The organism is Vibrio sp. Vb1755 (genome assembly GCF_033338635.1).
Taxonomy (GTDB): domain Bacteria; phylum Pseudomonadota; class Gammaproteobacteria; order Enterobacterales; family Vibrionaceae; genus Vibrio; species Vibrio alginolyticus.
The window spans coordinates 342695-369221 of record NZ_JAWOTA010000001.1; the positions used below are offsets into that span (position 1 = coordinate 342695).

24 protein-coding genes are annotated in these 26527 nt (G+C 44.3%); 12 read left to right on the top strand and 12 right to left on the bottom strand.

All coding sequences use genetic code 11. From position 1 onward, the window contains the following. Nucleotides 1–50 precede the first annotated feature (50 nt). Nucleotides 51–1889: a protein translocase subunit SecD gene (gene secD, locus R7E00_RS01625; RefSeq protein WP_258481910.1), complete on the top strand. Its 1839-nt coding sequence runs from the start codon at nucleotides 51–53 to the stop codon at nucleotides 1887–1889. 2 nt (nucleotides 1890–1891) lie between these two features. Then, a complete protein-coding gene (secF, locus tag R7E00_RS01630) occupies nucleotides 1892–2794 on the top strand; it encodes a protein translocase subunit SecF (RefSeq protein ID WP_005373567.1) in 903 nt (300 codons plus the stop codon). Nucleotides 2795–2854: 60 nt separating this feature from the next. Here the strand turns inward: secF and R7E00_RS01635 are convergent, their stop codons facing one another. Together R7E00_RS01635 and R7E00_RS01640 are read right to left on the bottom strand one after the other, a co-directional pair. Further along, on the bottom strand, nucleotides 2855–3121 hold the full coding sequence (locus R7E00_RS01635; RefSeq protein ID WP_017635186.1) for a hypothetical protein: 267 nt from the start codon (nucleotides 3119–3121) through the stop codon (nucleotides 2855–2857). Between the two features lie 15 nt (nucleotides 3122–3136). After that, nucleotides 3137–3757: a LysE family translocator gene (locus tag R7E00_RS01640; RefSeq protein ID WP_021035942.1), complete on the bottom strand. Its 621-nt coding sequence runs from the start codon at nucleotides 3755–3757 to the stop codon at nucleotides 3137–3139. 739 nt (nucleotides 3758–4496) lie between these two features. Here R7E00_RS01640 and R7E00_RS01645 point away from each other — a divergent pair. The 4 genes from R7E00_RS01645 (at nucleotide 4497) to phaC (ending at nucleotide 8692) form a co-directional block, all read left to right on the top strand. Next, the gene (locus tag R7E00_RS01645; RefSeq protein WP_025767929.1) at nucleotides 4497–5237 is read left to right on the top strand and encodes an SDR family oxidoreductase; all 741 of its coding nucleotides are present in this window, start codon (nucleotides 4497–4499) and stop codon (nucleotides 5235–5237) included. A gap of 12 nt (nucleotides 5238–5249) precedes the next feature. Continuing rightward, on the top strand, nucleotides 5250–6458 hold the full coding sequence (locus R7E00_RS01650) for an acetyl-CoA C-acetyltransferase (RefSeq protein WP_258456933.1): 1209 nt from the start codon (nucleotides 5250–5252) through the stop codon (nucleotides 6456–6458). 44 nt (nucleotides 6459–6502) lie between these two features. Next, a complete protein-coding gene (locus R7E00_RS01655) occupies nucleotides 6503–6850 on the top strand; it encodes a phasin family protein (RefSeq protein ID WP_005373550.1) in 348 nt (115 codons plus the stop codon). 66 nt (nucleotides 6851–6916) lie between these two features. After that, nucleotides 6917–8692: a class I poly(R)-hydroxyalkanoic acid synthase gene (gene phaC / locus R7E00_RS01660; protein WP_017819891.1), complete on the top strand. Its 1776-nt coding sequence runs from the start codon at nucleotides 6917–6919 to the stop codon at nucleotides 8690–8692. A gap of 173 nt (nucleotides 8693–8865) precedes the next feature. Here phaC and R7E00_RS01665 read toward each other — a convergent pair whose 3' ends face one another. From R7E00_RS01665 to napF, 6 genes are all read right to left on the bottom strand, one after another. After that, on the bottom strand, nucleotides 8866–9000 hold the full coding sequence (locus tag R7E00_RS01665) for a TIGR02808 family protein (RefSeq protein ID WP_005373546.1): 135 nt from the start codon (nucleotides 8998–9000) through the stop codon (nucleotides 8866–8868). An 11-nt stretch (nucleotides 9001–9011) separates the two neighbouring features. Further along, complete coding sequence (locus R7E00_RS01670; protein WP_005373542.1) at nucleotides 9012–9590, bottom strand: NapC/NirT family cytochrome c; 579 nt, start codon at nucleotides 9588–9590, stop codon at nucleotides 9012–9014. A gap of 28 nt (nucleotides 9591–9618) precedes the next feature. Continuing rightward, complete coding sequence (locus tag R7E00_RS01675; RefSeq protein ID WP_005389061.1) at nucleotides 9619–10074, bottom strand: nitrate reductase cytochrome c-type subunit; 456 nt, start codon at nucleotides 10072–10074, stop codon at nucleotides 9619–9621. A gap of 78 nt (nucleotides 10075–10152) precedes the next feature. Continuing rightward, nucleotides 10153–12642 (bottom strand): periplasmic nitrate reductase subunit alpha, encoded by a 2490-nt coding sequence (gene napA, locus R7E00_RS01680; RefSeq protein WP_005389060.1) that lies wholly within the window; start codon nucleotides 12640–12642, stop codon nucleotides 10153–10155. Continuing rightward, complete coding sequence (locus R7E00_RS01685) at nucleotides 12639–12947, bottom strand: chaperone NapD (protein ID WP_005373535.1); 309 nt, start codon at nucleotides 12945–12947, stop codon at nucleotides 12639–12641. Before R7E00_RS01685 ends, napA begins: the two co-directional genes overlap by 4 nt. Before the next feature lie 47 nt (nucleotides 12948–12994). Next, nucleotides 12995–13480 (bottom strand): ferredoxin-type protein NapF, encoded by a 486-nt coding sequence (gene napF, locus R7E00_RS01690; RefSeq protein ID WP_005373529.1) that lies wholly within the window; start codon nucleotides 13478–13480, stop codon nucleotides 12995–12997. Between the two features lie 247 nt (nucleotides 13481–13727). Between napF and narQ the strand changes: the two genes are divergently transcribed. Both narQ and R7E00_RS01700 read left to right on the top strand, forming a co-directional pair. After that, nucleotides 13728–15464, top strand: a complete 1737-nt coding sequence (narQ, locus tag R7E00_RS01695) for a nitrate/nitrite two-component system sensor histidine kinase NarQ (RefSeq protein WP_025767926.1) — start codon at nucleotides 13728–13730, stop codon at nucleotides 15462–15464. Between the two features lie 4 nt (nucleotides 15465–15468). Further along, complete coding sequence (locus R7E00_RS01700; RefSeq protein WP_031777156.1) at nucleotides 15469–16083, top strand: response regulator; 615 nt, start codon at nucleotides 15469–15471, stop codon at nucleotides 16081–16083. Between the two features lie 90 nt (nucleotides 16084–16173). Here R7E00_RS01700 and R7E00_RS01705 read toward each other — a convergent pair whose 3' ends face one another. Continuing rightward, a complete protein-coding gene (locus R7E00_RS01705) occupies nucleotides 16174–16347 on the bottom strand; it encodes a hypothetical protein (RefSeq protein ID WP_005373524.1) in 174 nt (57 codons plus the stop codon). 261 nt (nucleotides 16348–16608) lie between these two features. Between R7E00_RS01705 and R7E00_RS01710 the strand changes: the two genes are divergently transcribed. Further along, nucleotides 16609–17472, top strand: a complete 864-nt coding sequence (locus R7E00_RS01710) for a DUF6279 family lipoprotein (RefSeq protein WP_262606151.1) — start codon at nucleotides 16609–16611, stop codon at nucleotides 17470–17472. Between the two features lie 170 nt (nucleotides 17473–17642). After that, on the top strand, nucleotides 17643–18872 hold the full coding sequence (pepT, locus tag R7E00_RS01715) for a peptidase T (RefSeq protein WP_031781280.1): 1230 nt from the start codon (nucleotides 17643–17645) through the stop codon (nucleotides 18870–18872). A gap of 82 nt (nucleotides 18873–18954) precedes the next feature. Here the strand turns inward: pepT and R7E00_RS01720 are convergent, their stop codons facing one another. Next, nucleotides 18955–19419 carry a dCMP deaminase family protein gene (locus R7E00_RS01720; RefSeq protein WP_005373515.1) on the bottom strand — a complete coding sequence of 155 codons (465 nt, stop codon included), beginning with the start codon at nucleotides 19417–19419 and terminating at the stop codon, nucleotides 18955–18957. 419 nt (nucleotides 19420–19838) lie between these two features. Between R7E00_RS01720 and vmeY the strand changes: the two genes are divergently transcribed. Both vmeY and vmeZ read left to right on the top strand, forming a co-directional pair. Beyond that, complete coding sequence (gene vmeY, locus R7E00_RS01725) at nucleotides 19839–20966, top strand: multidrug efflux RND transporter periplasmic adaptor subunit VmeY (protein ID WP_213915843.1); 1128 nt, start codon at nucleotides 19839–19841, stop codon at nucleotides 20964–20966. Nucleotides 20967–20974: 8 nt separating this feature from the next. After that, entirely contained in the window at nucleotides 20975–24127 is a 3153-nt protein-coding gene (gene vmeZ / locus R7E00_RS01730) for a multidrug efflux RND transporter permease subunit VmeZ (protein WP_262606150.1), read from the top strand. An 89-nt stretch (nucleotides 24128–24216) separates the two neighbouring features. Here the strand turns inward: vmeZ and R7E00_RS01735 are convergent, their stop codons facing one another. Together R7E00_RS01735 and arfB are read right to left on the bottom strand one after the other, a co-directional pair. Continuing rightward, complete coding sequence (locus tag R7E00_RS01735) at nucleotides 24217–25986, bottom strand: methyl-accepting chemotaxis protein (RefSeq protein WP_025767924.1); 1770 nt, start codon at nucleotides 25984–25986, stop codon at nucleotides 24217–24219. 100 nt (nucleotides 25987–26086) lie between these two features. Next, a complete protein-coding gene (gene arfB / locus R7E00_RS01740; RefSeq protein WP_017635196.1) occupies nucleotides 26087–26500 on the bottom strand; it encodes an alternative ribosome rescue aminoacyl-tRNA hydrolase ArfB in 414 nt (137 codons plus the stop codon). Between the last annotated feature and the right edge of the window lie 27 nt (nucleotides 26501–26527).

Genomic DNA, 26527 nt, shown 5'->3' on the forward strand with positions numbered 1-26527 from the left:
TAAGCCTTATTATTAAAAGCTTCACTTCATTGTGAAGGGATGATGTTTACATGAAAAAAACACCAAAGCAGCAAAAGAACAGAAAGCTGATGAATCACTACTCAGCTTGGAAATATGTCGTATTAATCACGACAGTCATTATTTTAACCCTAAGTGCTATACCAACTTGGTTTGGTGAACAGCCTTCTATCCAGTTGACGTTTGCGGATCAAAACAACAGCGAAATGTCGGTTGTTCATCTGAATCAACTGCTAAAAACCAACCATATTTCAGCCGACAAAATCATCGAAAAAGACGGCAAAACAACCATTGTATTCGATGGTGAAGATGCGCAAAGTAAAGCTCGTGCGTTGTTAAACAAAGAGCTAAATAAAGACGACAGCATCACTTTCTCATACGTATCGGTTGCGCCAGAATGGTTAAATGAGATGGGCTTTAGCCCAATTAAGCTCGGTCTTGACCTTCGTGGTGGCGTTCAGTTCTTGTTGAATGTTGATGTGAATAAAGCGTTTGAAGAACAACGTGATGCGTTGATTGATGAAATCAAAGCGAATCTGCGTGATCAACGTGTTCGTGGTGTGCAAGTTCGAGCAGAAAGCGGCAACCGAATTACGGTAAACAGTGACAGCGAGCAAGCATTGTCGGAAGTAAACAAGTTCTTGCGTCAAAACTACCCGGGCTGGATTTCAAAAAGTTCATCTCGTGGCTTTGTGCTTGAACCGAGTGAACAAAATATCCAAGAATTTCAATCGTCGACTCTTCAACAAAACCTGAAGATCATGCGTGGTCGTATTGAAGAACTTGGTATCACAGAAGCACTAGTGCAACGCCAAGGTAAAGAGAGCATTCGAATTGAGCTCCCTGGTGTACAAGATCCTGCTCAAGCGAAAAACGTTATTGGTGCAACAGCAAGCTTGGCGTTTTATGAAGTGAAAGATGCGAGCCAAGCACACAGCAGCCAAGATCTTGTTCTTCAAGATAATGACGGTCGTACTGTGATTTTGGCAAAACGACCAATTCTAACGGGCGAGCACATCGTGAACGCTCGTGCTGGTGTCGACAAAATGGGCATGTCAGAGGTAAATATTTCTCTTGACCACGCTGGTGGTAAGAAAATGAGTGACTTCTCAGCAACTCACATCGGCAAGCCAATGGCGACCGTTTACCGAGAGTACAAAACAAACGATCGCGGTGTAACTGAGCGTAGTGAGCGCGTTATCAGCGTCGCAACTATTCAATCTCAACTTGGTAGCCAGTTCCGTATTACTGGTGCAGGTAGCATGGACGATGCACAGCAGTTAGCGCTATTACTTCGAGCGGGTTCACTAACTGCGCCGGTTACTATTGTGGAAGAGCGAACAATCGGTGCTTCTCTGGGTGCAGAAAACATTGAAAACGGTTTTGCAGCACTGGCTTTAGGTATGGGTTTAACACTGACCTTTATGGCACTTTGGTACCGCCGCTTAGGTTGGGTAGCAAACGTGGCGCTTTGTGCCAACATGCTTTGTTTGCTTGGCTTAATCGCCTTGTTACCAGGAGCGGTTCTAACGCTTCCGGGTATTGCCGGTTTAGTGTTAACCGTCGGTATGGCAGTGGACACCAACGTTATTATTTTCGAACGTATTAAGGACAAAATGCGTGAAGGTCGCAGCTTCGCTCAAGCGATTGACCTTGGCTTTGACAGCGCATTCTCGACCATCCTTGATGCCAACATTACTACCATGATCACCGCCGTGATTTTGTACGCCATCGGTAATGGCCCAATCCAAGGCTTTGCCTTAACACTCGGATTAGGTTTGTTAACCAGTATGTTTACAGGCGTATTTGCCTCTCGAGCAATGATCAATTTAATTTGGGGCCGCGATGCCCGTCGTGATGTGAGGGTTTAATCATGGTCGAAATGCTAAAACAAAATATTCGTAAAATTCGCTACTTTACTACGCTAGTTTCCATCATTTTAACGGTGATCGCGATCGTCGCTCTAGGCTTTAAAGGGTTGAACCTAGGTTTGGACTTCACTGGCGGTATGGTGACAGAAGTAAAGGTAGATAAGCAGCTAACTAACCATGATCTGCTTGACGTTCTGCAACCAAAGCTTGGTGAATCTGCGTCAGTGACACGCTCTGGTGAAGATGGCCGTTGGGTGATTCGTTACTCTGCGCCGGAAGATGGACAAACGTTGCCAAGTGTAGAAGAGGTGTTGAAGCCAATCTCTCACCAAGTTGATGTTGTCAGCAACAGTATAGTTGGCGCTCAAGTTGGCCAAGACTTGTTTGAACAAGGTGGCTTAGCATTGTTGATTTGTGTGTTGAGTATTCTCGGTTACTTGTGTTTCCGTTTTGAGTGGCGTTTGGCCAGTGGTTCACTGTTTGCTTTGGCCCATGATGTGATCTTAGTGCTTGGTTTCTTTGCAATTACTCAAATGGAGTTCAACTTAACCGTTTTTGCAGCGGTGTTAGCAATTTTAGGTTACTCATTGAATGACTCGATCATCATTGCAGACCGAATCCGTGAGCTGTTGATTGCGAAACAGAGTTGGAAAACAGAAGACATCAATGATCAAGCTGTTATCGCGACGTTTTCACGCACTATGGTGACATCTGGTACGACATTGATCACTGTTGGTGCATTATGGATTATGGGAGGAGCGCCTTTGGCTGGTTTCTCAACCGCCATGTTTATTGGCGTTCTGTCGGGTACATGGTCTTCGATTTCGATTGGTACTGTGCTGCCGGAGTGGTTGAAACTGGAGCCGAAACATTATCTGCCTGTTGAGATCGACGCTGCGCCATAGCATCGTTCTTTTAAGGTAAAAGTGCTTGCGCCACTCATCTTGAGTGGCGCTTTTTTGTGCTTATTTCACGCGCATCAAGCGATGTTTCACAAGTCCCAAATCGAACTCTAAGACTTGTGAGCGCTTCATTGCTTCGACTTTATTCAACATCGACTCTTGGTAGCCTTTCTTCTTCATCCACTGAAGAGGTACAGAGAAAGCATCTTCATTAACGACATAAGACTCGCCTTTATGCTCACCGCTATAGACGTTCACAACCCAAACTCGGGCTTGAAAGTCCAATACTTCACCCATGACTTTAGCGATTTTATTCAGAATATTTTTCATTGTTTCCAGTTTGCCTTAGCTTAGTAGCAACCAGACACCAACTCCCATCATTAAAGTGCCTGCGATACGGTTCATTAGGCGTACATTCTTAGACTGACCTAATACGTGTTTCAACCCTTTACCACCAGTAGCGTACAGAGACATGCAAATGAACTCAAACAGTAAAATAATGGAGACAAGTATGATCAGTTGCGGTGCAAGTGCTGCGTTTTGGTCTATAAAAGGCGGTAAAAGAGAAATCATAAATGCCCAGCCTTTTGGGTTTGCGATTGCGGTAACGAAGCCTTGCATGATAAGTGCGATATTGTCACTCTTTGGTGTTTCTAAGTTGTCGACATTAATCGCAAGTTTCCCTCGCGACCGCCACATTTCAACTCCAAGATAGAGTAAATAACCGCCACCAATGAACTTTAACGCGATAAACATCCAAGGATAATTGAGCATAATCGCAGCGATACCTAACACCGCAGAGACTGACACCAGCGCGACACCGAGAAGTTCTCCTATCATCATCCATAACGTGCGACGATAACCGATACTCATACCTAACGTTAGGGCGAGAGTCATGCACATACCAGGCGTGATTGAGACAAAAAAGAAAGTAGGGATGAACATACTGAGCAATGCAAGATTCATATCTGTTGATGATTTAGTGATTAAAGAGAAGCCACAAAGATAGTGCAAAGTGGAAAAGGATGCTACTACAAAGCGAACGATTACTTTCGCTAGTAGCTAGTTGATGTTCTTCGAATATATAAATTTAAAATGAAATTATATTTTAATCTATGCGTCATAATAGTGCGTATTGCACCAATATGAGACAAGCTCTTATATCATTTTTAGATTAAATATATTTAATTTATTATATTTTATCGGTATTAATCATCACTGTATTAAAATAATCGAATTGATAACTAAATTATCATTAAATGCAGTAATTAAATGATATGTTTGATAATTATTTTTACTGATAATTGAATTATTATTCTAATCTCAAGTTTGTTGTAATCATATAGGCTTAAAATTCAGATCTTAAATCATGACATAATGTAACGTCTACCATTCTGTATGTAAGTGCATGATATTTAATAATTATGTTTCTATTTCTGTTGGTGTGGCTTTTGTGGAAGTGTGATTTAAAACAATGACTTATGTAAAATTAACCATTTTATAACATTTCACGGGTAATGAGATCTAAATCAATCTTATGCAATTGGGTGAGTTTTTTATTTGAAATGTAATATTTCTAGGTTAACTTAAAATAAAGGCAGCACGGGATTGGTTGTCAAAAGAATAAATAAACACGTCAGTTGGTGAACTATTTCATCAGTGTATTAAGTTTGCTTTTTAAATGCCGTTAAGAATGGAGTCTTCAATGAAGAAAGTCGCTTTGATCACTGGATCAAAAGGCGGAATTGGTTCTGCTATTTCCTCTCAATTAGTCAATGACGGTTACCGTGTAATCGCTACTTATTTCACAGGTAACTACGAATGTGCGCTGGAGTGGTTCAACAGCAAAGGGTTTACCAAAGATCAGGTTCGCCTTTTTGAGTTGGATGTAACAAACACGACAGAGTGTGCAGAGAAATTGGCGCAATTGCTTGGGGAGGAAGGAACCATTGATGTTGTTGTCAACAACGCAGGAATCACACGTGATGGCGTGTTTAAAAGGATGACTGCGCAAGCTTGGAATGATGTCATTAATACCAACCTCAATAGTTTATTCAACGTTACGCAACCCCTCTTTGCTGCAATGTGCGAAAAAGGCGGTGGTCGTGTCATCAATATCTCTTCAGTCAATGGTCTTAAAGGGCAGTTTGGTCAAGCAAACTACTCGGCGGCGAAAGCTGGGATGATCGGTTTCTCTAAAGCCTTAGCATACGAAGGTGCTCGCTCGGGTGTGACAGTTAATGTTATCGCTCCGGGTTATACGGGTACGCCAATGGTTGAGCAAATGAAGCCAGAAGTGCTGGAATCCATCACGAACCAAATTCCAATGAAACGTCTTGCGACACCAGAAGAAATTGCAGCATCAGTGAGCTTCTTGGTCAGCGATGCGGGCGCCTACATCACCGGAGAGACTTTGTCGGTGAACGGCGGCCTATACATGCACTAAGGAGAGAAGATGATGGAAAAAGTATTTATCGTAGCGGCGAAGCGTACTCCAATTGGTGCTTTTGGTGGCAGCCTGAAAAATACTTCTGCTGGCGATCTGGCAGCAGTAGCGATTAAAGGCGCGTTGGAAGCGGCAAGGTTGCCTGGCGACAAGGTTGACGAAGTGATTGTTGGCAACGTTGTTGGTGCAGGTCAAGGAATGGGTGTTGGCCGCCAAGCGGCACTGTTTGCGGGGATTCCTGAATCTATTCCTGCATATGGCGTAAACATGGTTTGCGGTAGTGGCATGAAAACGGTCATGGATGCCGTGTCCCATATCCGTAGTGGCGATGCTGAGATCGTTGTTGCAGCGGGTGTTGAAGTCATGTCTCAGATTCCGTTTGCTGCACCAAGCAGCATTCGTGATGGCAACAAAATGGGCAATCTGGAACTGAAAGATCTGCTCGTAGCGGACGGTTTAACCGATGTTTACAACCAATATCACATGGGTGTGACGGCAGAAAACGTAGCAAAACAAATCGGCTTAACTCGCCAGCAGCAAGACGAATACGCGCTGTCTAGCCAACAGAAAGCGGTAGCCGCTATCGAAGCTGGCAAATTTCAAGACGAAATTGTGCCAGTGGAAGTAAAGCAACGCCGTGAAACCGTGATGTTTGATACGGATGAATACCCAAAAGCGAACGCGACAATGGAAGCCTTAAGCAAGCTACGTCCTGCTTTTGACCGCGAAGGCACTGTGACTGCGGGTAATGCATCAGGCATTAACGATGGCGCGAGTGCGATTATCGTGGCGTCTGAAAGCGCAGTTAAAGCGCATGGATTAACGCCGCTTGCTGAGATCGTAAGCTATGCGCAATCGGGTCTTGATCCGAAGATCATGGGCCTAGGTCCTGTTGAGTCGGTCAATAAAGCACTCGAAAAAGCGGAACTCACAGTAAATGACATCGACGTTTACGAGTTAAACGAAGCATTTGCAGCGCAAGCACTTGGCGTGATTCATCAGTTGGCGGAAACAAACCAAGTTCCAGTTAACGCGATTCAAGATAAAGCGAACTTTAACGGTGGTGCTATCGCGCTAGGACACCCGCTTGGTGCATCTGGAAACCGAATCTTAGTCACGCTGGTTCACGAGCTTCATAAACAAAATGGTCAATATGGCGTTGCTTCACTTTGTGTGGGCGGCGGCATGGGCACGGCTGTGGTTGTAAAGACAGTTAAGTAATTATTTAAACGGACATTTTTAATTCTTTCTCTAGGAGACAAACCATGTACACAGATTTCTTCAAAACATTTAGCGATCAAACTGAAAAAAATCTAGAACCTTACTTGAAGTTCAACAAGCTAGTGACAAAAAACGTAGAAGTGTTGACCGAGCTTCAATTGAACGCCATTCGCACATACAGTGAAGTGGGTCTAAACCAGATGAAAGCAGCGACAGAAATCAAAGACGTAACGTCATTGACTGCTTTCAACAGTCAGCAACTAAGCGTACTTACTAAACTTTCTCAACAAATGATGGATGACAGCAACAAGCTTCAAGCGATTGCAAAAGAGTTCAAAGAAGACGTTGAGAAAATGACTTCGGAAAATCTAAAGACTGTTACTCCAGCGTAATTTGTCCGATTCTCGCCGCCCCTAGATTTGGGCGGCGTTGTTTTTTCCGAATATAGGAGTAAGACTATGTTTCAACACTTCTTTTCGGACTATCTTGTGAAGCTTCAGGAAACCAATCATCAGTGGTGGCATGATTTCGAAGTGAACAAGGCAGTCGTGAACTCTCCTTTAAACAAGGCCATGCAAGAAGTGAACTTTGAGGATACTGCCAAACTGTTCGAACAAGCTGCGAATCAGCCTGCTGCGATTTTAAAGCTGCAAGCACAGTGGTGGGAACAGCAGCTGCAAATTTGGCAGAATGTTGCATTGGCAGGGAACCAAGCACAAATCGTCGAAGCTGAAAAAGGGGATAAGCGTTTCTCAAACGAAGCGTGGCAAAATGAAGCCATGTATAGCTTCATCAAACAATCCTACCTTTTATTTAGTAAGACCTATCTGGACACCATCGAGTCTTTGGAAGGCTTAGATGAAAAGACGAAAGAACGTATTATTTTTTTCTCTCGCCAAGCCATTAACGCCCTTTCTCCTTCCAACTTCATCGCCACTAACCCAGAGCTTTTGAAGCTGACACTTGAGCAAAACGGTCAAAACTTACTGGCAGGCTTAGAGCAGTTGAAAGAAGACGTTGAGTCGAGCGCAGACATTTTAAAAATTCGTATGACGAATAACAATGCATTCCGCGTGGGCGATGACGTTGCGACGACACAGGGCAATGTGGTTTTTCAAAACGAATTGTTTGAGTTGATTCAATATCGACCTCTAACAGAGAAAGTGAATGCGACGCCGCTGCTCATCGTCCCACCTTTCATCAATAAATACTACATCCTTGATTTAACAGCAAAGAACTCAATGGTTCGATGGTTGTTAGAGCAGGGGCACAGTGTATTTATGATGTCTTGGCGTAACCCAGGCAAGGCACAAGCGCACATAGAGTTTGGTGACTACGTGACAGAAGGCGTAGTGAAAGCCGTCGCTGCAATTGAAGATATAACAGGACAAGAGCAAATCAATGCGGCTGGTTATTGCATTGGTGGTACTGTTTTAGCAAGCACGGTTGCGTACTACGCTGCAAAACGTATGAAGAAGCGCATTAAGTCTGCCACTTTCTTCACCACATTGCTCGACTTCTCTCAACCAGGTGAAGTCGGCGCGTATATCAATGACACCATTGTTAGTGCAATTGAAGCGCAAAATAACGCAAAAGGGTATATGGACGGCCGTTCCTTAAGCGTGACGTTTAGTTTACTGCGTGAAAACAGCTTGTACTGGAACTACTACGTCGACAATTACTTGAAGGGTAACAGTCCGGTTGATTTCGACTTGTTGTACTGGAATAGCGATAGCACCAACGTCAGCGCTGCATCTCACAATTTCTTGCTTCGCGAGCTCTATTTAGAGAACAAGCTGGTGCAAGATAAAGGCGTCAAAATTGGTGGAGTGTGGATTGATCTAAATAAGATCAAAATTCCTAGCTATTTTGTGTCAACGAAAGAAGACCATATTGCGTTATGGCAGGGAACTTACCGTGGTGCGCTGAACACAGGTGGCAACAAAACGTTTGTCCTCGGTGAGTCTGGTCATATTGCGGGCATCGTGAACCCGCCAGCTAAAAATAAGTATGGTTATTGGTTGAACGATAATTTGGATGACTCTGCTGATGAGTGGTTGAATAACGCGGAACACAAAGAGGGATCGTGGTGGACACACTGGAACGAGTGGTTACTCCAATTCAACCCTAAAGAGCAAGTTGAGCCTTTCCCTATTGGCTCAGAAAACCATCCGGTTATTGATGAAGCGCCAGGACAATACGTCAAACAGGTTCTGCCAGTAAAAGAATCTTAAACAACTCCCTATAGCAGTAAATCTTAGCGGCCTTTATGGTCGCTTTTTTTATGTATGATTGCTTGTTTATTTATTGTTGGCAGTACCATTGAGCAATAAATAAAAAGCGCCGAGCATTTGCTCGGCGCTCAGTGTCAACAAATAGGCTAGTTGACGAGTAGAGATGCGTTACGTTACACCTCTTTATCCTTACCAAATGACAGCAGCCAGAGAGAGATTGCTGCTACCGCCACAAAGCCGGAAAGAATAATCACTGGCATAGCACTGTAGCCAAGGATATGCCAAATTACAGATTCTAATGTACTCATGGTAAGTCTCCTTAGTGCCAGCCTTCAACGCCGCTCATGTCTGGTAGTTTGTGCGCAATACCTTTGTGACAGTCTACACATGTTTTCTCGCCTGAAGCGAGAGCGGTGGAGTGTTGTTCTGCCGCACGTGATCCTTGCTGAGAGTAATCCATGAAATCAAACTCATGACAGTTACGACATTCAAGAGAGTCATTCTTCTTCATACGTGCCCACTCTCGCTCTGCGAGGTGTCCACGACGCTCTTGGAACTTCTCTGGCGTATCGATCGTCTTCGTTACGAAGTGTGCAAATAGCTCTTTAGATGCCTGTACTTTACGAACGATCTTATCCGTCCATTCATGAGGAACGTGACAGTCTGAACAAATCGCACGAACACCAGATCGGTTGGAGTAGTGAATTGTTTCTTGAATTTCAGCAACGATCGGCGCGTGACAGCCAGAACAGAATTCTTCTGTGTTGGTTGCTTCCATACCTGTGTTGAATGCGCCCCAAAATAGAAGGCCACCAGCGAAGCCTAGAAATAAAACCACACCAGCGGCAGCTTTACTCGGGCTCGACAGTCTCTTCCAAAACGCTTTAAGTATTTTCATAAGTAACCTCTTAGTACTCGCGTTTCAATTACTGAAGCGAATCGACTGCCTTAAACTCGTTTTCCACTAGTGGTTTTGCATCCGTTTGTGGAACGTGACATTGCAAACAGAAGTAACGACGAGGAGACATATCTGCCAGTACCGCATCTTCTCTGTTTACATAGTGCGTTACGCTAATTTTAGTCGCACCTGACTCTTTTGCATTTTTCCAGCTATGACATGCAAGACACTTGTTAGCATTTAACGAAATTTCGTAGTGACGAATGCTGTGTGGGATCAACGGTGGTTGATAAACATAGCTGTCTTCAACGATTTGATCTTTAGGGAAGTCTTTGAACTCGTCTGCTGGACGCGTATCTTCCAATTGAGACATTCCACGTAAAGATTCTAGACCACCAATACCACCAGGATTATCCAACTCAGCTTGCGCAATGCCTGTCACTAACGCACCTACAGATAAAACTGCGACAAGTAATTTTTTCATCATTTCATCTCCGCCTTTATGGCTTAAATTCTTTATTAGGCCGCCATAATGACGGCCGTAGCATTCAGTATCTGAAGGTTAAGCAATCTTAGTGATTTTGACTGGGCACTTCTTAAAGTCTGTCTGTTTAGACAGTGGATCAGTCGCATCTAGGATAAGCTTGTTAATCAAAATACGTGCATCAAAGAACGGTACGAATACCAAACCTTTTGGCGGACGGTTACGACCGCGAGTTTCAACACGAACGCGTACTTCACCGCGTTTGTTTGCCATGAGTACTTCTTCACCACGACGAACATTGCGTGCTTTTGCGTCTTCTGGGTGCATGTAACACACTGCGTCTGGTACTGCTTTGTATAATTCAGGTACACGACGAGTCATGGTGCCTGTGTGCCAATGCTCAAGAACACGACCAGTACATAACCACATATCAAATTCATCGTTCGGTACTTCTGGTGGCGCTTCGTATGGCGCGGAAATGATCTTCGCTTTGCCATCAGCATTGCCGTAGAAGTCCCAACCAGAACCTTCTTTTGCGTATGGGTCTGAACCTTCTTTAAAGCGCCACTGTGTTTCTTTACCATCAACAACAGGCCAACGTAGACCACGTACTTGATGGTAGCGGTCGTATGGAGCCAAATCATGCCCGTGACCACGGCCAAATGTTGCATATTCCTCAAACAGACCCTTTTGGACATAGAAACCGAAGTGGTGAGCATCGTCATTCAGTTCACGAGCTTCTTCGATAGGGAATTTGTCGACGTTACCATTGCGGTAAAGTACGTCGTACATTGTTTTACCACGGTATTGAGGCGCTTTCGCTAGAAGCTCTTCAGGCCACACTTCTTCCATTTTGAAGCGTTTCGAGAACTCCATTAGTTGCCAAAGGTCCGATTTTGCTTGACCGACTGTGCCCACTTGTTGGTACCAAGCTTGGGTACGACGCTCTGCGTTACCGTAAGCACCTTCTTTTTCAATCCACATTGCGGTAGGAAGAATAAGGTCTGCTGCTTGTGCTGTTGCTGTCGGGTATGGGTCAGACACAACGATGAAGTTTTCTGGGTTGCGGTAACCTGGAAGACGTTCTGTGTTGATGTTTGGACCGGCTTGCATGTTGTTGTTACATTGAACCCAGTAACAGTTCAGAACGCCGTCATTCAGCATACGGTCTTGCAATACGGCGTGGAAGCCAGGTTTTGGTGGAATCGTACCTTCTGGCAGTTTCCAGATGTCTTCTGCAATCTTACGGTGTTTAGGGTTAGCAACCACCATGTCCGCTGGCAGGCGGTGAGCAAACGTACCAACCTCACGAGCGGTACCACATGCTGATGGTTGGCCCGTTAGTGAGAATGGGCTGTTCCCCGGGGTCGAGATCTTACCGGTTAGTAGGTGGATGTTGTAAACCAAGTTATTCATCCATACACCACGAGTATGCTGGTTCATACCCATCGTCCATAGAGACATCACTTTCGTGTTTGGATCCGCGTATTGCTTCGCAAGCTCGATAAGCTTCTCTTTCTCAACACCAGAGATTTCAGATGCTTTTTCTACTGTGTATGGCGCTACTGATTTCTTGTACTCTTCGAATGAGATAGAAGTGAGTTTGCCAGAGTTCGGGTTCTTCGCTGCTTTTTGTAGCGGATCATCGTCACGTAGACCGTAGCCGATGTCAGTGTCTGCTTGAGTGAAGTTCGTGTGTTTGTTCACGAAGTCCCAGTTTACTGCATCGTTTTCGATGATGTAGTTTGCGATGAAGTTAGCAATTGCAAGGTCAGACTGAGGATTGAAAATGTAGCCGTGGTCTGCCAACTCAAATGAACGATGGTAGTAAGTAGAAAGCACGTTCACTTTAACGTGAGGGTGGCTTAGGCGGCGGTCAGTAATGCGAGTCCATAGAACCGGGTGCATCTCTGCCATGTTTGAGCCCCAAAGAACGAAAGCGTCTGCGTTCTCGAAGTCATCGTAACAACCCATTGGCTCATCGATACCGAATGCGCGCATGAAACCTACAACGGCAGAAGCCATACAGTGACGAGCGTTTGGATCAATGTTGTTTGATCGGAAGCCTGCTTTCATTAACTTTGACGCAGCGTAGCCTTCCATTACTGTCCATTGGCCTGAGCCAAACATACCTACGCTTGTTGGGCCTTTTTTCTCGAGGGAAGCTTTCCATTTCTCAGCCATGATGTCGAAAGCGTCATCCCAAGAGATAGGTGTAAATTCACCATCTTTGTGGAATTTGCCATCTTTCATTCGTAGCATCGGTTGAGTTAGACGGTCTTGACCGTACATGATCTTAGAAAGGAAGTAACCTTTGATGCAGTTCAGACCTTTGTTTACTGGTGCTTCTGGGTCACCCTGTGTTGCTACCACTTTGCCGTTTTGAGTGCCAACAAGAACAGAACAGCCTGTACCACAGAAACGACAAGGTGCTTTGTCCCATGTGATTTTGGTTTGATCAGAGCTTGCAATCAGGTTGGCTGCAGATGCTGGTAGTGTCACACCTGCGACAGCAGCAGCTGATGCAGCCGCGTTTGCTTTCACAAACGCACGTCTTGTCATTTTCATACTTCACCCTCGATTTGGGAATGTTGTGTTCCAGTGTCTTCTTCATCCGTTTCTTCAAGCCCAGTTTCGATTTGGTGATAAACCAATACCGTGCTTAAGACGTTCGGTAAATTATTAATGGCATCGATAGTGTCTGTGATGAAACCTTGGTTCTCAGTTTCAAGTACGACGATAATCTTGCCTTCAGGACTGTCACCATAGATTTCCGCATTTTCGTGTGCTTCTATCTTTTGTTTGATTTCGTCCAAATGTTCCGGCAGCACATGTACTACCAAACTTGAAATATGCACTTCATTTAGTGACATATAGCTCTCTCATTTATTTTTATTGCCTTTGGCCGACGACATTCGGCTTAGGCTGTTGTATTGCTCACATTGATGGATGAAGTCGGGCACACTGAAACACAGGCGCCGCAGCCGTTACACTCATCAAGGTCTAAATTGGGTTGTGCTACTTTCCCCAGTTCTAATTTGAACTGAATTGCCATCGGGTCGCACATATCCCCACAGCTTCGGCATTCGACATTTTGTTTTGCTAAGCAGTTATCGTTGATACTTGCTTTTGCTTGCCAAGGTTGTTCTGTTTCTGGCAAGAAAAGGGGCTCAGGACAGGCGTTTGCACATTGATAGCAAAATGTGCATTCATCGATGGAAAAATCGACCGAGGGGAATCCGCCATCACTTTTGGTTATAATCTTTGTTTCACAGGCCTCAATGCATTTACCGCAGCGAGTGCAATCGTCCGTAAACTGTTGCGGTTTAGTTAACCAAGGCAAACGTACGGCGTTGTCGGGGTGCGCTTTTCTTGCAAAGAGTCTTCTTCTGGAAAGGTCTACCACTTAGTCACCTCGAAACTTGGAACCCAAACTAAGCATAGTCCACAATTTTCATTAATAAACTGTCATTTAAACTAACGAAATTGTAGTTTTTGACATATTTGTATAAATACCTCTTAGGGGGTAAATGGTATGCAATATTGTTTTGGATCAATAAATTCCGTCGCAGGTGATCACATATTGATAAAGTTGAAAGGTAATGGGTTCATTGCACGTACAAATAGGATTGTTAATGGGCGAGGAACTCAGATTGTTTAAAAATGTGAAAAAGTCGGTGACGCGCACGATTGCGTCCGCGATGCTTCTTATTTTGCTGCTCTCAGTCGCTACGACTGGTTTTGCGATTTTTACGTTAGCGTCCAGTTTGAACGATGCTGAAGCCGTCAATGTTGCTGGCTCGATGCGAATGCAAAGCTACCGTCTGGCGAATGATATTCAGGTTAAATCTGTTGACTATTCTTCACATATTGACGCATTTGAACATTCGATATATTCACCTTCAATGAAAGCGCTTCAGCATTGGTCTGTGCCAGAAGACATCACTCACGATTACTACCGTCTTATTATCAGATGGCATGAACTCAAGGCGGTGCTTAGAGGAGACAACCCGGCAGAATATCAACTCCTAGTGGCCGGTTTTGTTGAACAAATCGATGAGTTTGTATTTAAGCTACAAAGCTTTTCGGAGCAAAAACTGATTAACTTAGCCTGGATCGGCGGGTTAGGGTTGGGTGGCATTCTTTGTGTCAGTATGTTTGTCGTTCATTTTGTGCGCCTCGAAGTTGTTCGGCCTCTGCGTGCTTTAGTTTTTGCTAGCGAGCAAATTAAAAATCGCTCATTTAATATATCGCTCAATGTATCTAGCGATAATGAAATGGGAATACTGACTCGAACCTTTAATCGGATGGCGACAGACCTTGGTAAGTTGTACCGAGGATTAGAACAAGCGGTTGATGAGAAAACACGTAAATTGCAGCATGCCAACCAGTCTTTAGAGGTGCTGTATGACTCGTCAAAAGAACTCACGGCGTCGCGTATTAATCAAGACAATTTCCAGGCGATTTTGCAGCATATCGTCAGTCTTGAGGGCATTAAAGCGGTCAAACTTGAAATCGAGCAGCTGGGAGAACCGAGCTGGATATTGATGGAAGGAGAAGAATGCTGCCAAGATTGTGATGAAGATTGCCACGGTAAAGCCCTGATGCTAGATGGTGAGCACTTGGGCTATTTATATTGGAAAGCAGGGTTACCTTGTCCGAACGAGGCTCTTATTGACAACTTCGTGCAGATTTTATCACGCGCCGTGTATTACAATCGGGCGCAGCGCCAAGCAGAACAAATTCTGCTGATGGAAGAGCGAGCCACTATTGCTCGGGAGTTGCATGATTCATTGGCTCAAGCACTCTCTTACTTGAAAATTCAGGTCGCTTTGTTGAAGAGAAGCGTAAAGAACTTGCCTGACGAAAAGGCGATCGCGCAGGCTAATCAAGTTATTGCCGAGCTAGATACGGGCTTATCTGCCGCTTATACGCAGTTACGCGAGTTACTGACGACGTTTCGTCTTACGATTAAAGAGGGCAGTTTTGGCCAAGCATTGCAAGACATGGTTGAAACGCTCAGTGAACAAACTGCTGCGGACATTACGCTAAAAAATAGACTTTCATCAACTGAACTGGATGCACATCAGCAGGTTCATTTACTACAGTTGATAAGAGAAGCGGCAATTAATGCTATCAAACATGCGCAAGCAGATAATATTCACATTCAATGTCTCGATAATGATGGAAAAGTCACAGTAACCGTTAGCGACGATGGAATAGGCTTTGAACATCAAGACGAAAAATTAAATCATTACGGTATGAGTATCATGCAAGAGCGGGCCGCTAGACTGCATGCCGATCTTCACATCGAAGCATCGATAAACAAAGGTTGTACCGTAAAATTAGAATTCCAACATAGTAAGGAAGTAAACAGTGACAGTGTGTAAAGTAATGCTGGTGGATGATCATCCACTCATGCGAAGAGGTATCCACCAGCTTTTAAGCTTTGAGCCTGAGTTTGAGGTCATTGCAGAAGCAAGTAATGGCGCGGATGCAGTAGCGAAAGCGCATGAGCTGGAACTGGATCTTGTACTTCTTGATCTTAATATGAAAGGCATGTCTGGCCTTGATACTTTGCAAGCACTGCGTGCAGATGGCTGTGAAGCCAGAATTGTCATTCTAACCGTTTCGGATAGCCCAGCAGATATAGAAGCAATAGTTCGAAGTGGTGCCGATGGCTATTTATTGAAAGACACTGAGCCTGATGAGTTGGTTGAGTTGCTAAAACAAGCACATCAAGGGGACAAGGCATACAGCCAAGAAGTTTCTAAGTATTTGAGTGAACGTTCAGAGCAAGAGGACGTGTTTGATACACTGACCGATCGTGAATCGCAGATCTTAAGAGAGGTGGCAAGAGGTTTCCGCAACAAGCAAATTGCCGATCGTCTTTTTATCTCTGAGTCTACGGTTAAAGTACATATGAAGAGTTTACTTAAAAAGCTACAAGTTCCTTCTCGTACTGCAGCAACCGTCCTTTATCTTGAGCGCTTTGGCGACATCAAATAACATTGTTGGATTTGAATCTGTAATAATAAATAAAATCAACCAGTTATATTGATTCTGACGAATAAAAAAACCGCCTGTTAGGCGGTTTTTTTACTTGTCTGGGCGAATAGAGTACAAGTCACTGTTGTGCTTACCACACTCCAAATAGTACTGATAAGCCACTTTTTTGCTTTCAGCAATGACTCTCATGCAGTGCATTTTCCCCTGTTCAAAATATCGAATCTCATATTCTACACTGGTATCAAGTTGCTCAGCGGCTGCCATACTTCGCCTCCATAAACCATCCAAAAAACATCCATGCAAATTATATGCCGTTATAGGGAGCGTCGTTCGGTACGTTTTTTAGCCGATAATTGCGCTCTAACTCACTTTTTTGCGGATAGCTGTGATCAAAAAGTTAATTTCAAACTCTATATATTATTAAGGTGGCAATCAATATTTGTCACACTGGTGTAAGTTTGCCGCAATACTAAGTGATACAGGTTGAGTATAGAACTTAATCAACAGAAAAGGGAATACGAATAAGTGACTAAATTAAAGGATGTATCTAATAATGCGCTTCGTTATGGCCTTCTATTTTGTTTCGTATTTCTGCTTGCCGGTTGTGCGAAAAAGTTTTTATACAGCAATATCGATTGGTTCGTGCTCGATTACTTAGAGGACTATGTCTCGTTGCAAGGGGAACAAGAAGTCCTAGTGGAAGAGCGCTTATTATTGTTGGCAGACTGGCACAAGAAAGAGGAGTTACCATTATATATCGAACATTTAAAAGACCTTGAGAGATTAAAAGCGAGCGATATCACCTTAAATTACTTACAAAAAAATCGAGATAGAATGCGAGCGCATTACGATAGAGTGGTCAGCAAAGCAGCACCAGATCTTTTTGCGTTAAGTTTGCAATTAACGAAAGAGCAAGAACGCGAGTTTTTGAGTAATGTACAAGAACATTATCAAGAGCGAAACGCAAAATATGCCGATAAGACAGAAGACGAAGTGCGTGAAATTATTCTGGATAACACTGAAGAGTGGATGGAAGAATGGCTGGGGAATCTATCAGGAAATCAGCGTCAATTAGCTCAAAGATTTTCTCAGCAAGTTATTTTAAACAGCCCTTTATGGAGAGATTATCGAGCCACGGTATATCAAGAGCTCGAATACTTGTTCGACAACAAATCTAATGTTGTGACTTATCAAGATATATTTATGCGACTCTTGTTCGAGCCAGAGAGTTATTATAGTGAGCAGCTTTCTCTGAATATTGACTCTAACTTTGCATTGGTTGATCAACTGACATTAGATGTTTCTCGTTCGATGACCGATAAGCAATGGCGTCATTTTCGTGAAAAGGTTAAAGAGTGGCGAGTATTGGCTGAGGAACTTTTAGATTAAATTCATGCTTCAATGAGCGAAAGCAAAGCGCAAAAGCCTTTCTTATCAAAAAATGATTCAAAGCAAATTCTTATTGAGCTAAGAGCGTAACATAGCGTGAGGTTTGATGAGGCAACGTCAGCTTATCAATGCGTGATAAGGCCTCATCGTACAAAACAATGAGAATAAATATGAAACATTTAGTTGAAAGATTTCTTCGATACGTCACGTTTGATACCCAATCCAATCCACATGTGACGCTTTGCCCAAGTTCACCTGGTCAGCTTGTGTTTGCTGAGTTACTTAAAAAAGAGATGATCGAGCTTGGTTTAAGTGACGTGACTTTGGATAAAAATGGCTACTTGATGGCTAAACTGCCAGCCAATGTTGATTATGAGGTTCCTCCTATCGGCTTCATTGCCCATATGGATACCGCGCCGGATGCATCTGGCAAAAACGTAAAGCCGCAATTCATCGAAGATTACCAGGGTGGCGATATTGCATTAGGGTTGGGGGATGAAGTGTTATCTCCCGTGCAATACCCAGATTTACATCACCTACATGGCCACAATCTTATTACTACCGATGGCACTACATTACTTGGCGCGGATAACAAAGCCGGTATCGCAGAGATTCTTTCCGCGGTAGCTCTGCTACTGGAAAACCCAGACATTCCACACGGCGACATTTGTATCGGCTTTACTCCGGATGAAGAAATCGGTCGTGGTGCAGATTTGTTTGATGTTAAAAAATTTGGCGCGAAATGGGCATACACTATAGATGGTGGCCCGCAAGGTGAATTGGAATACGAAAACTTTAATGCAGCAAACGCTGATGTAATTTTTCATGGTGTTAGCGTTCATCCAGGTACTGCAAAAGGCAAAATGGTCAATGCGATGAACTTGGCTGCGAAATTTCAAGTTCAAATGCCCCAAGATCAAACTCCGGAAACAACCGAAGGTTACGAAGGGTTCTTCCATCTAAAATCGGCAGAAATGGGCGTTGCACGAAGCGAGCTAGGTTACATTATTAGAGACTTTGACCGTCAAAGACTTGAGGATCGAAAAGCCTTTATGCAGAAACTCGTCGATGAAATGAACACGGGTTTACGCCATGGTTCTGTAGAGCTAAAAATAAAAGACAGCTATTACAATATGAGAGAAATGGTTGAGCCTTACCCTCATATCATTGAGCTGGCAAAGCAAGCGATGGAAGCGTGTGATGTGGAACCGATTATAAAACCTATTCGTGGTGGTACAGATGGTGCTCGTTTATCTTTTATGGGTTTGCCGTGCCCGAATATCTTCACCGGTGGTTTTAACTTCCACGGAATTCATGAGTTTATTTCTGTTGAAATGATGGAAAAATCAGTACTCGTTATTGTCAAAATTGCTGAGCTCACAGCGAAAAAACACAGTTAAAAGACTACGTCGAGACCTCTTGCAGATTTAATAACAAAATAGCCCAGATCTTCCTGGGCTATTTAACTATTAAGATGGAATACTAGCGCACGTCTTTGTCTTCAATTTCAATGTCTTCTAGTGGTAACCAGTCGACTTTCACACCCGCTTGATCGAACATATCTTGACTGACTTGGATTTTATCTCCCCAGCGAGATAAAAAGTCTTCAGACTGCTCAGGGCAGTGTACGTGTGAGATCCCTGTTTGAATGATCTTTGCCGCGCAGTTAGGGCAAGGAAAATGCGTTACCCAAATATCACATCCGTCTAAGTCACGTTTTGAGAACAAAATTGCGTTCTCTTCCGCGTGCAGTGTTTTAAGGTATTTCAACTCGCGCTCATCGGTGTCGACACTGTCAGAAACACCATGCGGATAGCCATTAAATCCAACAGATACAATGCGATTCTGTTTAGTAATAACGGCACCGACTTGTGTTGATGGGTCCTTACTCCAAGACGCCACTAGTTCTGCCATCTGGTAAAAGCGTTTCGCCCATTTAGAAATCATAGTCATCCTCTCTGTCGAAGGCGTTGAATTAATTGAATGATAACCCATTTATATTAAAAAAATAGTCAAAATCGGGGTCTTGAGTATGAAGGCGTCACTTTTTACCTTTTTAGCCACAAAACGTTCTTATCTTGAGCACTGAATCTCACTTTACGCCCGAATACAATACTCCCGTTAGTGTTTCCACGCACACGCTAAAATTCGCGATCTCCTAAGGCGTATATTAAATGTTTATGATTGAGTTGTATGTATATTGCTCATTGAATACCACTGTTAACTAAATTACTTTATTTTCCTTTTGTTTCTCATGTTTACATTTAGAAACACCTTGGGCGCTTTTCAGTGAAGTTTTCAGTGGCAGCAAGGAGTAAGGTTGATAGGAATTCAACAATATCCTGTTCTATAAAGACGGTAAATACATGCAAAAGAAACCACTTGTCGCACTAATGGCGGCTACAGCAATCCTCGCTGGATGCGGGGAAGCTAATAATGCCCAAACGAAAGGTCAAGCGCCTCTCGTAGTGACTCAGGATGTCACGGTTATCGACTACCAACCGAGCAAGTCTTATATCGGTCGCATTGAAGCAGTAGAAGATACCAATATTACCGCGCAGATTTCTGGCTACTTAAAAGCTCGTCACTTTGAAGAGGGGCAAATGGTAGAAAAAGGGCAGCTCCTTTACTCTATCGAGCCATCTTCTTTTGAAGCCCAAGTCGCGAGTGCTAAAGCCGCATTTGCACAAGCTAAAGCGGCGCTAAAAAAAGCCGAATTAGATCATACTCGAGGTAAAAACTTGTTGCCTCGCGGTAGTATCTCTCAATCTGAGTTTGATGCTTTAACAGCTGCACTTCTTGGTGCGAGAGCAGAGCTAGAAGCGGCAAATGCTCAACTTAAACTTGCTGAAGTTAACCTTTCCTATACTCAAATCCGAGCACCTTTTAGCGGACGTATTAGTGATACCAAAGTGAGTACGGGTGATCTGGTTTCTCCGTCATCTGGCGTGCTGACAACTCTGGTGAGTTTAGATCCAGTTCATACCTCATTTAGTGTGAGTGAGCGTGAGCGTTTAGCTATGGGTATGGATCAAGTAAAAGGTGATGGCTCGGCTGAATCAAACCGCGTTGAAGTTCAGCTTGAACTGGAAAATGGACAGTTTTTTGAGCATCTTGGTAAGCTTGATTTCTTAGGTAATCGTATTGACACCAAAACGGGTACGATTGCTATGCGCGCGCTAGTGCCAAACCCAGAGCAGAAGTTACTTCCGGGTCAACACATCAAAGTGAACTTGAGAGATAAGAACACGAAAGACGTTATTGTTATCCCACGACGTGCCGTACAGACTGACTTAGAAGGTGACTTTGTGATGGTGATGGCTGAGGGAAGTGTGGCAGAGCGTCGTAACGTCGAGCTTGGCCCTCAGGTTGAACAAGGCATTATCATTCGAGAAGGGCTCGATCAGGAAGATACGGTTATTACACAAGGCCTACAACGTGTGCGTAATGGTGTAGAAGTGCGCCTTCAAGCACCTGCTGAAGATAAGCAGTAGGGGGCACTATGTTAAGTCGTTTCTTTATTCAGAGACCTAAATTCGCGCTGGTTATTTCGATCATATTAACGCTAGCCGGCGCGATCTCACTGGCGATTTTGCCAGTGGCTGAGTATCCACAGATAAGCCCGCCATCAGTAAGCGTTTCGGCTTACTACACTGGCGCGAGTGCGGAAGTTGTCGAGCAGGCCATTGCGGACCCCATAGAGACCTCAGTCAACGGCGTTGAGGATATGATATACATGTCTTCAAAGAGCGCGAACGATGGCTCTTACAGCCTAAACGTCACGTTCGATGTTGGCACCGATCCAGATATGGCGCAAGTTAACGTGCAAAACCGCGTGTCACAGATTGAGTCAAAACTGCCTCAAGAAGTTCGCATGGTTGGTGTGACGGTGAAAAAGCGTTCACCTGACTTGCTGATGGTACTTAACTTCTATTCACCTGATGGCAAATACGATGATCAGTTCTTGATTAACTACATTAACTTGAATGTAAAAGATCAGTTGGCTCGTGCGAAAGGTATCAGTGAAGTTAACGTGATTGGTGGTGGCGAATACGCAATGCGTGTTTGGTTAGATCCTGAAAAAATGGCCAACCTTAAGCTAACCACGTCAGACGTATACGCCGCTTTGGCTGAACAGAACGTTCAAGTTGCGGCAGGGCGTGTAGGTGCAGCACCATACAACAATCCGCAAGAAGTTCAGTTTAACCTTGTGACCAAAGGTCGCTTGGAAAGCGTGAGTGAGTTTGAGAACGTAGTCCTTCGAGCTAATCCCAATGGCTCTACGGTTTATCTGAAAGATGTTGCTCGCGTTGAACTAGGCAAAAAGTTCTACGATGGTAACGGTAAGTTCCGTGGCCAGGACGCGTCAATCGTTGCGTTGTCTCTTCAATCGGATGCGAATGCGTTAGAAAGTGGTCAGGCCGTCATGGAGCTCCTTGAAGGCTTGAGCAAAAACTTCCCAGAGGGAATGGAATACGAGACCAGCTACGATACAACCGTGTTCGTATCTGAATCGATCAAAGGGGTAGTAAAAACACTGATTGAAGCGATTCTATTGGTGATTGCTGTAACTTACTTGTTCTTGGGTAGTGCGCGTGCAACGTTGATTCCTGTTGTCGCGATCCCCGTTTCTCTGATTGGTACGTTTGCCATCATGCAGGCAACGGGCTTCACCATTAATACGGTTACTTTGTTTGGCTTGATCCTTGCGATTGGTATCGTGGTGGACGATGCGATTCTGGTTATCGAAAACGTCGATACTACCATGGCGAAAGACCCAAGCATTTCACCGCGTAAAGCGACGTTGCTAGCGATGAAAGAAGTAACGGGACCAATCATCACGTCGACCTTGGTTCTACTTGCGGTATTCATACCCGTCGCCATGCTGCCAGGTATCACCGGTATCATGTATCGCCAGTTCGCTTTGACCATCTGTATTTCGGTTGTGATTTCATCCATCAATGCATTGACGCTGTCTCCAGCACTTTGTTCTCTGGTATTGAAGCAGGGTGGGGGCAATACCGCTAACTGGTTCCAGGCTTTCAACAGAGGCTTAGAGCGCATCACTACGCGTTATGGCCAGATCGCTGGTTTCTTGGTGAAGAAGTCTTTACTGCTCGTGACGTTCTTTATAGTTGCTATCGCAGCGGTCACTTTCTTTGCGAAAACCACCTCTACAGCGTTTGTTCCTCAAGAAGATAAAGGCATTTTGCTGGTTAACGTACAGCTACCAGATTCAGCCTCTTTATCACGTACTGAAGAAGTCACCAATGATTTAATGAAAATGATCGGTGAAGAGCCTGGTGTGGATGGTGTGACGGTTGCGAACGGTTACTCGTTTATGACAGGCGCAGCAGCATCAAACGGTGCTTCTGTATTTATCAAATTGCATGACTGGGATACTCGTAACTCGCTGCAAGGAGAGCACGCTGCTAATGCTATCGCGGCACGTATTAACGGGCGAGCGGCGACAGAGTTACCTCAAGCGGTTGTTTTTGCGATGGGACCACCGGCGGTTCCAGGTATGGGCGCTGCGTCTGGTTTTGAGTTTGTGCTTGAAGACACGCTAGGGCGAAGTCGTACCGACTTGTCGATGGTCATGGGAGAAATGATCCAAGCGGCTAACCAAGCGCCTGAAATTGCCTACACGTTTAGCACGTTCCGCGCGAATGTTCCGCACTACTACGTTGATATCGATCGTGAGAAAGCGCAGCAATTAGGTATTTCGCTGTCGTCTATTTTCCAAACCTTGCAAGGCAACTTAGGTTCGCTTTATGTGAATGACTTCACCATGTTTGGTAAGAACTTCCGCGTAACCATGCAAGCTGATAGCCAGCACCGTAGCAGCATGGAAGATCTAGAGCGTTTCCATGTTCGTTCTTCGAACGGTGATATGGTTCCGTTAAGTACGCTAGTGAGCTACGAGCAAGTGTTTGAGCCTGATGTGGCATGGCGTTACAACATGTACCGCAGTGCTATCATTCAAGGCCAACCAGCTCCGGGTTACTCTAGTGGTGATGCGATTGCCGCAATGGAACGCGTTGCTGCTGAAGTTCTTCCGCAAGGGTACACGTATGAATGGACAGGTATGGCTTATCAGGAAGTGCTTGCGGGCAACCAAGCCATTTATGCGTTTGCGCTGGCTTTGATATTCATTTACTTGTTTATGGTGGCTCAGTATGAGAGTTGGAGTATTCCACTGGCTATTATTTTGGTGGTCCCAGTAGCAACGTTAGGTTCCTTCCTTGCGTTGAATCTAACTGGCACGCCGCTTAACTTGTATGCCCAAATTGGTCTTGTCTTGCTCATAGCCTTGGCGGCGAAAAACGCAATTTTGATTGTGGAGTTCGCCAAGCAAGAGCGTGAAGAAAAAGATGCTGATATCGATAGTGCAGCGGTTAAAGGAGGCACGTTACGTTTCCGCGCTGTGAATATGACATCTTGGTCATTTATCCTGGGTATCTTCCCGCTTATCTTTGCCGCTGGTGCGGGGCACGTGAGTCAAAACTCACTCGGCGTGTCGCTGATTGGTGGTCTATTGTGTGTGCTTCTAGCAGGTACATTCTTGATCCCAGGCTTCTACGCCCTGGTGCAAAGGCAGCGTGAGAAAGTTCATGGCGGCAACACCAAGCTGGTTCCTCTTGATGATGAATAATCACATCCGAAGTGCGCAGTAAGCACGAAGTGACAATTGAAAAAAAGCCCGAAGCGATGATTGCCTCGGGCTTTCTATTTTGAAAAGGGTTATTTTAGCGCAGTTTTGAATTGTGCAACGGCTTCATCCATATCATGAGCTTGAGCAGAGACAGAGTTCACTTCGTGCAAGCATTCCTGAGCGGATTGCATGTTATTCTCAGATATTGCGTTTAGCTCGGTGATTGAACCGCTAACTTGGTTCATAACGATACCTTGTTCTTCAATTGCTGAAGCTATGCGCTCCGAATTACCTTGAATTGAATGCATGTCAGTGATGATCTGCTGTAGGCTAGAATCCAGTTTTTCAGAAGCATTAAGTGTTTGTTGCCCTTGATCGTTACATTGATCAATATCAGCAACAACTGTAGACATTTGAGTTTGAATGTCTGCAACGACCCGCGTGATTTCCTCTGTGGATTGATGAGTTCGGCTAGCTAGGGCGCGTACTTCATCGGCGACAACTGCAAACCCGCGGCCTTGTTCGCCTGCTCGCGCGGCTTCAATTGCTGCGTTGAGAGCTAGTAGGTTGGTTTGCTCTGCTATTTCTTGGATGATGTTCACGGCACCACCAATTTTATCTACATGCTGATTCAGCGAGCCAATCGACTGCTGGCTGTTTGATAAAATCGTGGTTAGTTGACCGATGTTGGTTACCGTCGCCTCAACAACTCCTCGACCTTGTTCGGCATTATTCGCTGCCTGATGTACGCCTTCTACCGCAACTGATGTGCTTTCAGAGATTTCACCTATTGTGGCAACCATTTGCTGAACTGCCGTCGCCATTGATGCAGTGTGGTCAGTTTGAGTGTGGAATTGCTCCATAACGCCTTCTAACTCACGATGCATATTATCGGTACTTGCAGTGAGTTGCGCCGATTTTTCTTGGGTACTACTAATTAGATGCTCAAGCTTATCCAATAGGTCATTGAGGTGATGACTGATATCAAATAGCTCGTCTTGACCTTTCAAATCAGATCGAAGTCCCATATTGTTCGTTTCGCTGATACTTCGAATGGTGCCAAGTAAGCTATTCACTCGCGTATTGATTGAACGTGAAATTTGCCAAATCAATGCGAAAATAACGACTAAGATCAGAGCTGTAATGACCTGCTTTATGGTCGACATTTGTTCATCACGTTGTGCGGCAGCAGAGCTAAGGGCTGTGGAAAAGGTTTCAAATTGCTCTTCTACGGCATGAGATAATGCGCGAGTTTCACCGAGTAGGCCTTTGTCATAAGCAACCCCAACAACTTGCTTTTGGGCCGCCAATTGCTTACCTGTTTTGATAAGCTCAGGAGCATATTGCCCCTCAAGCAAGTCACTATTGAATAGTCCTGCTTTTACCGCAGAGTCAAAACGGACTAATGCCAATAACTGCTGGTGGTCTGAACGTTGTTTTGCTTCTAATAGTGCTTGTTCGTAACCAGCGAGAAGCCCACTCTTTGAATCAAGCCCGTATCGTTGGTAAGCGCTGACCAGATTCTGAAAGCCCCTTTGGTATGCGAGCAAGTCTTGCTTAAATTGTTGACTGGAAGGTAATTCATTACTCTTGAGTATATTCGCAAGCTCTTTTTCTGTGTCTATAAACTTGTCAACATTGGCGTCAAACTTATTTAGATATTTGTCATTACTACGTAGTAGGAAATCTTTTTCATTTCTGCGTAAGTTGAGTAAGCGTATTTCTAGATCACCAACGAGTTTGATGGCGTGATTAAGGTCATTGCTCTTATTTTCAAAATGGGATGACGTACCCAAAAGGGCCACGATGCCTAAAATGGCGATAACTCCGAGGAAGTAGAGTTTTTGCCTAATAGTCATATTGTTGTTTCCTGAATAAGTAACTAAAAAGAGAAATCCAATGAGATTTCCAAGGGCTAGCAAACGTTGTTCAACTAACATGTCGAGAAAACGACATGCACTAATACAGCACTTTTTTACGTTGCTGTTTTTTCGCTCCGTGCTTGTTTTTTGTATCAAGTCGTCGGCGTTGAGAAGCGCGGGTTGGTTTCGTTTTAATACGCTTCTTCTCCTGTAAAGCGGCAGCTTTTATTAATGCTTGAAGCCGATTTAGGGCGTCTTCCTTATTTTGTTCTTGTGTCCGAAATTGTTGCGCTTTGATGATGATCACGCCATCTTTACTTATACGACTATCAGAAAGTGCAAGTAATCGCTCTTTGTAAAAGTCAGGTAAGCTGGAATGCCGGATATCAAAGCGCAGGTGTATAGCGGACGCTACCTTGTTAACGTTCTGGCCACCATTTCCTTGAGCTCTAATTGGGGATAATTGAATTTCCCACTCTTGAATTGTGACGGAGTTCGAAATTTTGAGCATGATAAGTAAATGCCGGTAAGGACGATT

Excerpts from the sequence above, each read along its gene's own strand:
- napA (WP_005389060.1), bottom strand. The coding sequence starts at position 12,642 with ATGAAAATGACAAGACGTGCGTTTGTGAAAGCAAACGCGGCTGCATCA.
- vmeY (WP_213915843.1), top strand. The coding sequence starts at position 19,839 with ATGCAAAAGAAACCACTTGTCGCACTAATGGCGGCTACAGCAATCCTC.
- R7E00_RS01720 (WP_005373515.1), bottom strand. The coding sequence starts at position 19,419 with ATGATTTCTAAATGGGCGAAACGCTTTTACCAGATGGCAGAACTAGTG.
- R7E00_RS01705 (WP_005373524.1), bottom strand. The coding sequence starts at position 16,347 with ATGGCAGCCGCTGAGCAACTTGATACCAGTGTAGAATATGAGATTCGA.
- R7E00_RS01670 (WP_005373542.1), bottom strand. The coding sequence starts at position 9,590 with ATGAAAATACTTAAAGCGTTTTGGAAGAGACTGTCGAGCCCGAGTAAA.
- secD (WP_258481910.1), top strand. The coding sequence starts at position 51 with ATGAAAAAAACACCAAAGCAGCAAAAGAACAGAAAGCTGATGAATCAC.
- R7E00_RS01650 (WP_258456933.1), top strand. The coding sequence starts at position 5,250 with ATGGAAAAAGTATTTATCGTAGCGGCGAAGCGTACTCCAATTGGTGCT.
- R7E00_RS01685 (WP_005373535.1), bottom strand. The coding sequence starts at position 12,947 with ATGTCACTAAATGAAGTGCATATTTCAAGTTTGGTAGTACATGTGCTG.
- R7E00_RS01640 (WP_021035942.1), bottom strand. The coding sequence starts at position 3,757 with ATGAATCTTGCATTGCTCAGTATGTTCATCCCTACTTTCTTTTTTGTC.
- vmeZ (WP_262606150.1), top strand. The coding sequence starts at position 20,975 with ATGTTAAGTCGTTTCTTTATTCAGAGACCTAAATTCGCGCTGGTTATT.
- R7E00_RS01655 (WP_005373550.1), top strand. The coding sequence starts at position 6,503 with ATGTACACAGATTTCTTCAAAACATTTAGCGATCAAACTGAAAAAAAT.
- arfB (WP_017635196.1), bottom strand. The coding sequence starts at position 26,500 with ATGCTCAAAATTTCGAACTCCGTCACAATTCAAGAGTGGGAAATTCAA.
- R7E00_RS01665 (WP_005373546.1), bottom strand. The coding sequence starts at position 9,000 with ATGAGTACATTAGAATCTGTAATTTGGCATATCCTTGGCTACAGTGCT.
- R7E00_RS01675 (WP_005389061.1), bottom strand. The coding sequence starts at position 10,074 with ATGAAAAAATTACTTGTCGCAGTTTTATCTGTAGGTGCGTTAGTGACA.
- pepT (WP_031781280.1), top strand. The coding sequence starts at position 17,643 with ATGAAACATTTAGTTGAAAGATTTCTTCGATACGTCACGTTTGATACC.
- secF (WP_005373567.1), top strand. The coding sequence starts at position 1,892 with ATGGTCGAAATGCTAAAACAAAATATTCGTAAAATTCGCTACTTTACT.
- R7E00_RS01735 (WP_025767924.1), bottom strand. The coding sequence starts at position 25,986 with ATGACTATTAGGCAAAAACTCTACTTCCTCGGAGTTATCGCCATTTTA.
- R7E00_RS01700 (WP_031777156.1), top strand. The coding sequence starts at position 15,469 with ATGCTGGTGGATGATCATCCACTCATGCGAAGAGGTATCCACCAGCTT.
- R7E00_RS01635 (WP_017635186.1), bottom strand. The coding sequence starts at position 3,121 with ATGAAAAATATTCTGAATAAAATCGCTAAAGTCATGGGTGAAGTATTG.
- R7E00_RS01645 (WP_025767929.1), top strand. The coding sequence starts at position 4,497 with ATGAAGAAAGTCGCTTTGATCACTGGATCAAAAGGCGGAATTGGTTCT.
- phaC (WP_017819891.1), top strand. The coding sequence starts at position 6,917 with ATGTTTCAACACTTCTTTTCGGACTATCTTGTGAAGCTTCAGGAAACC.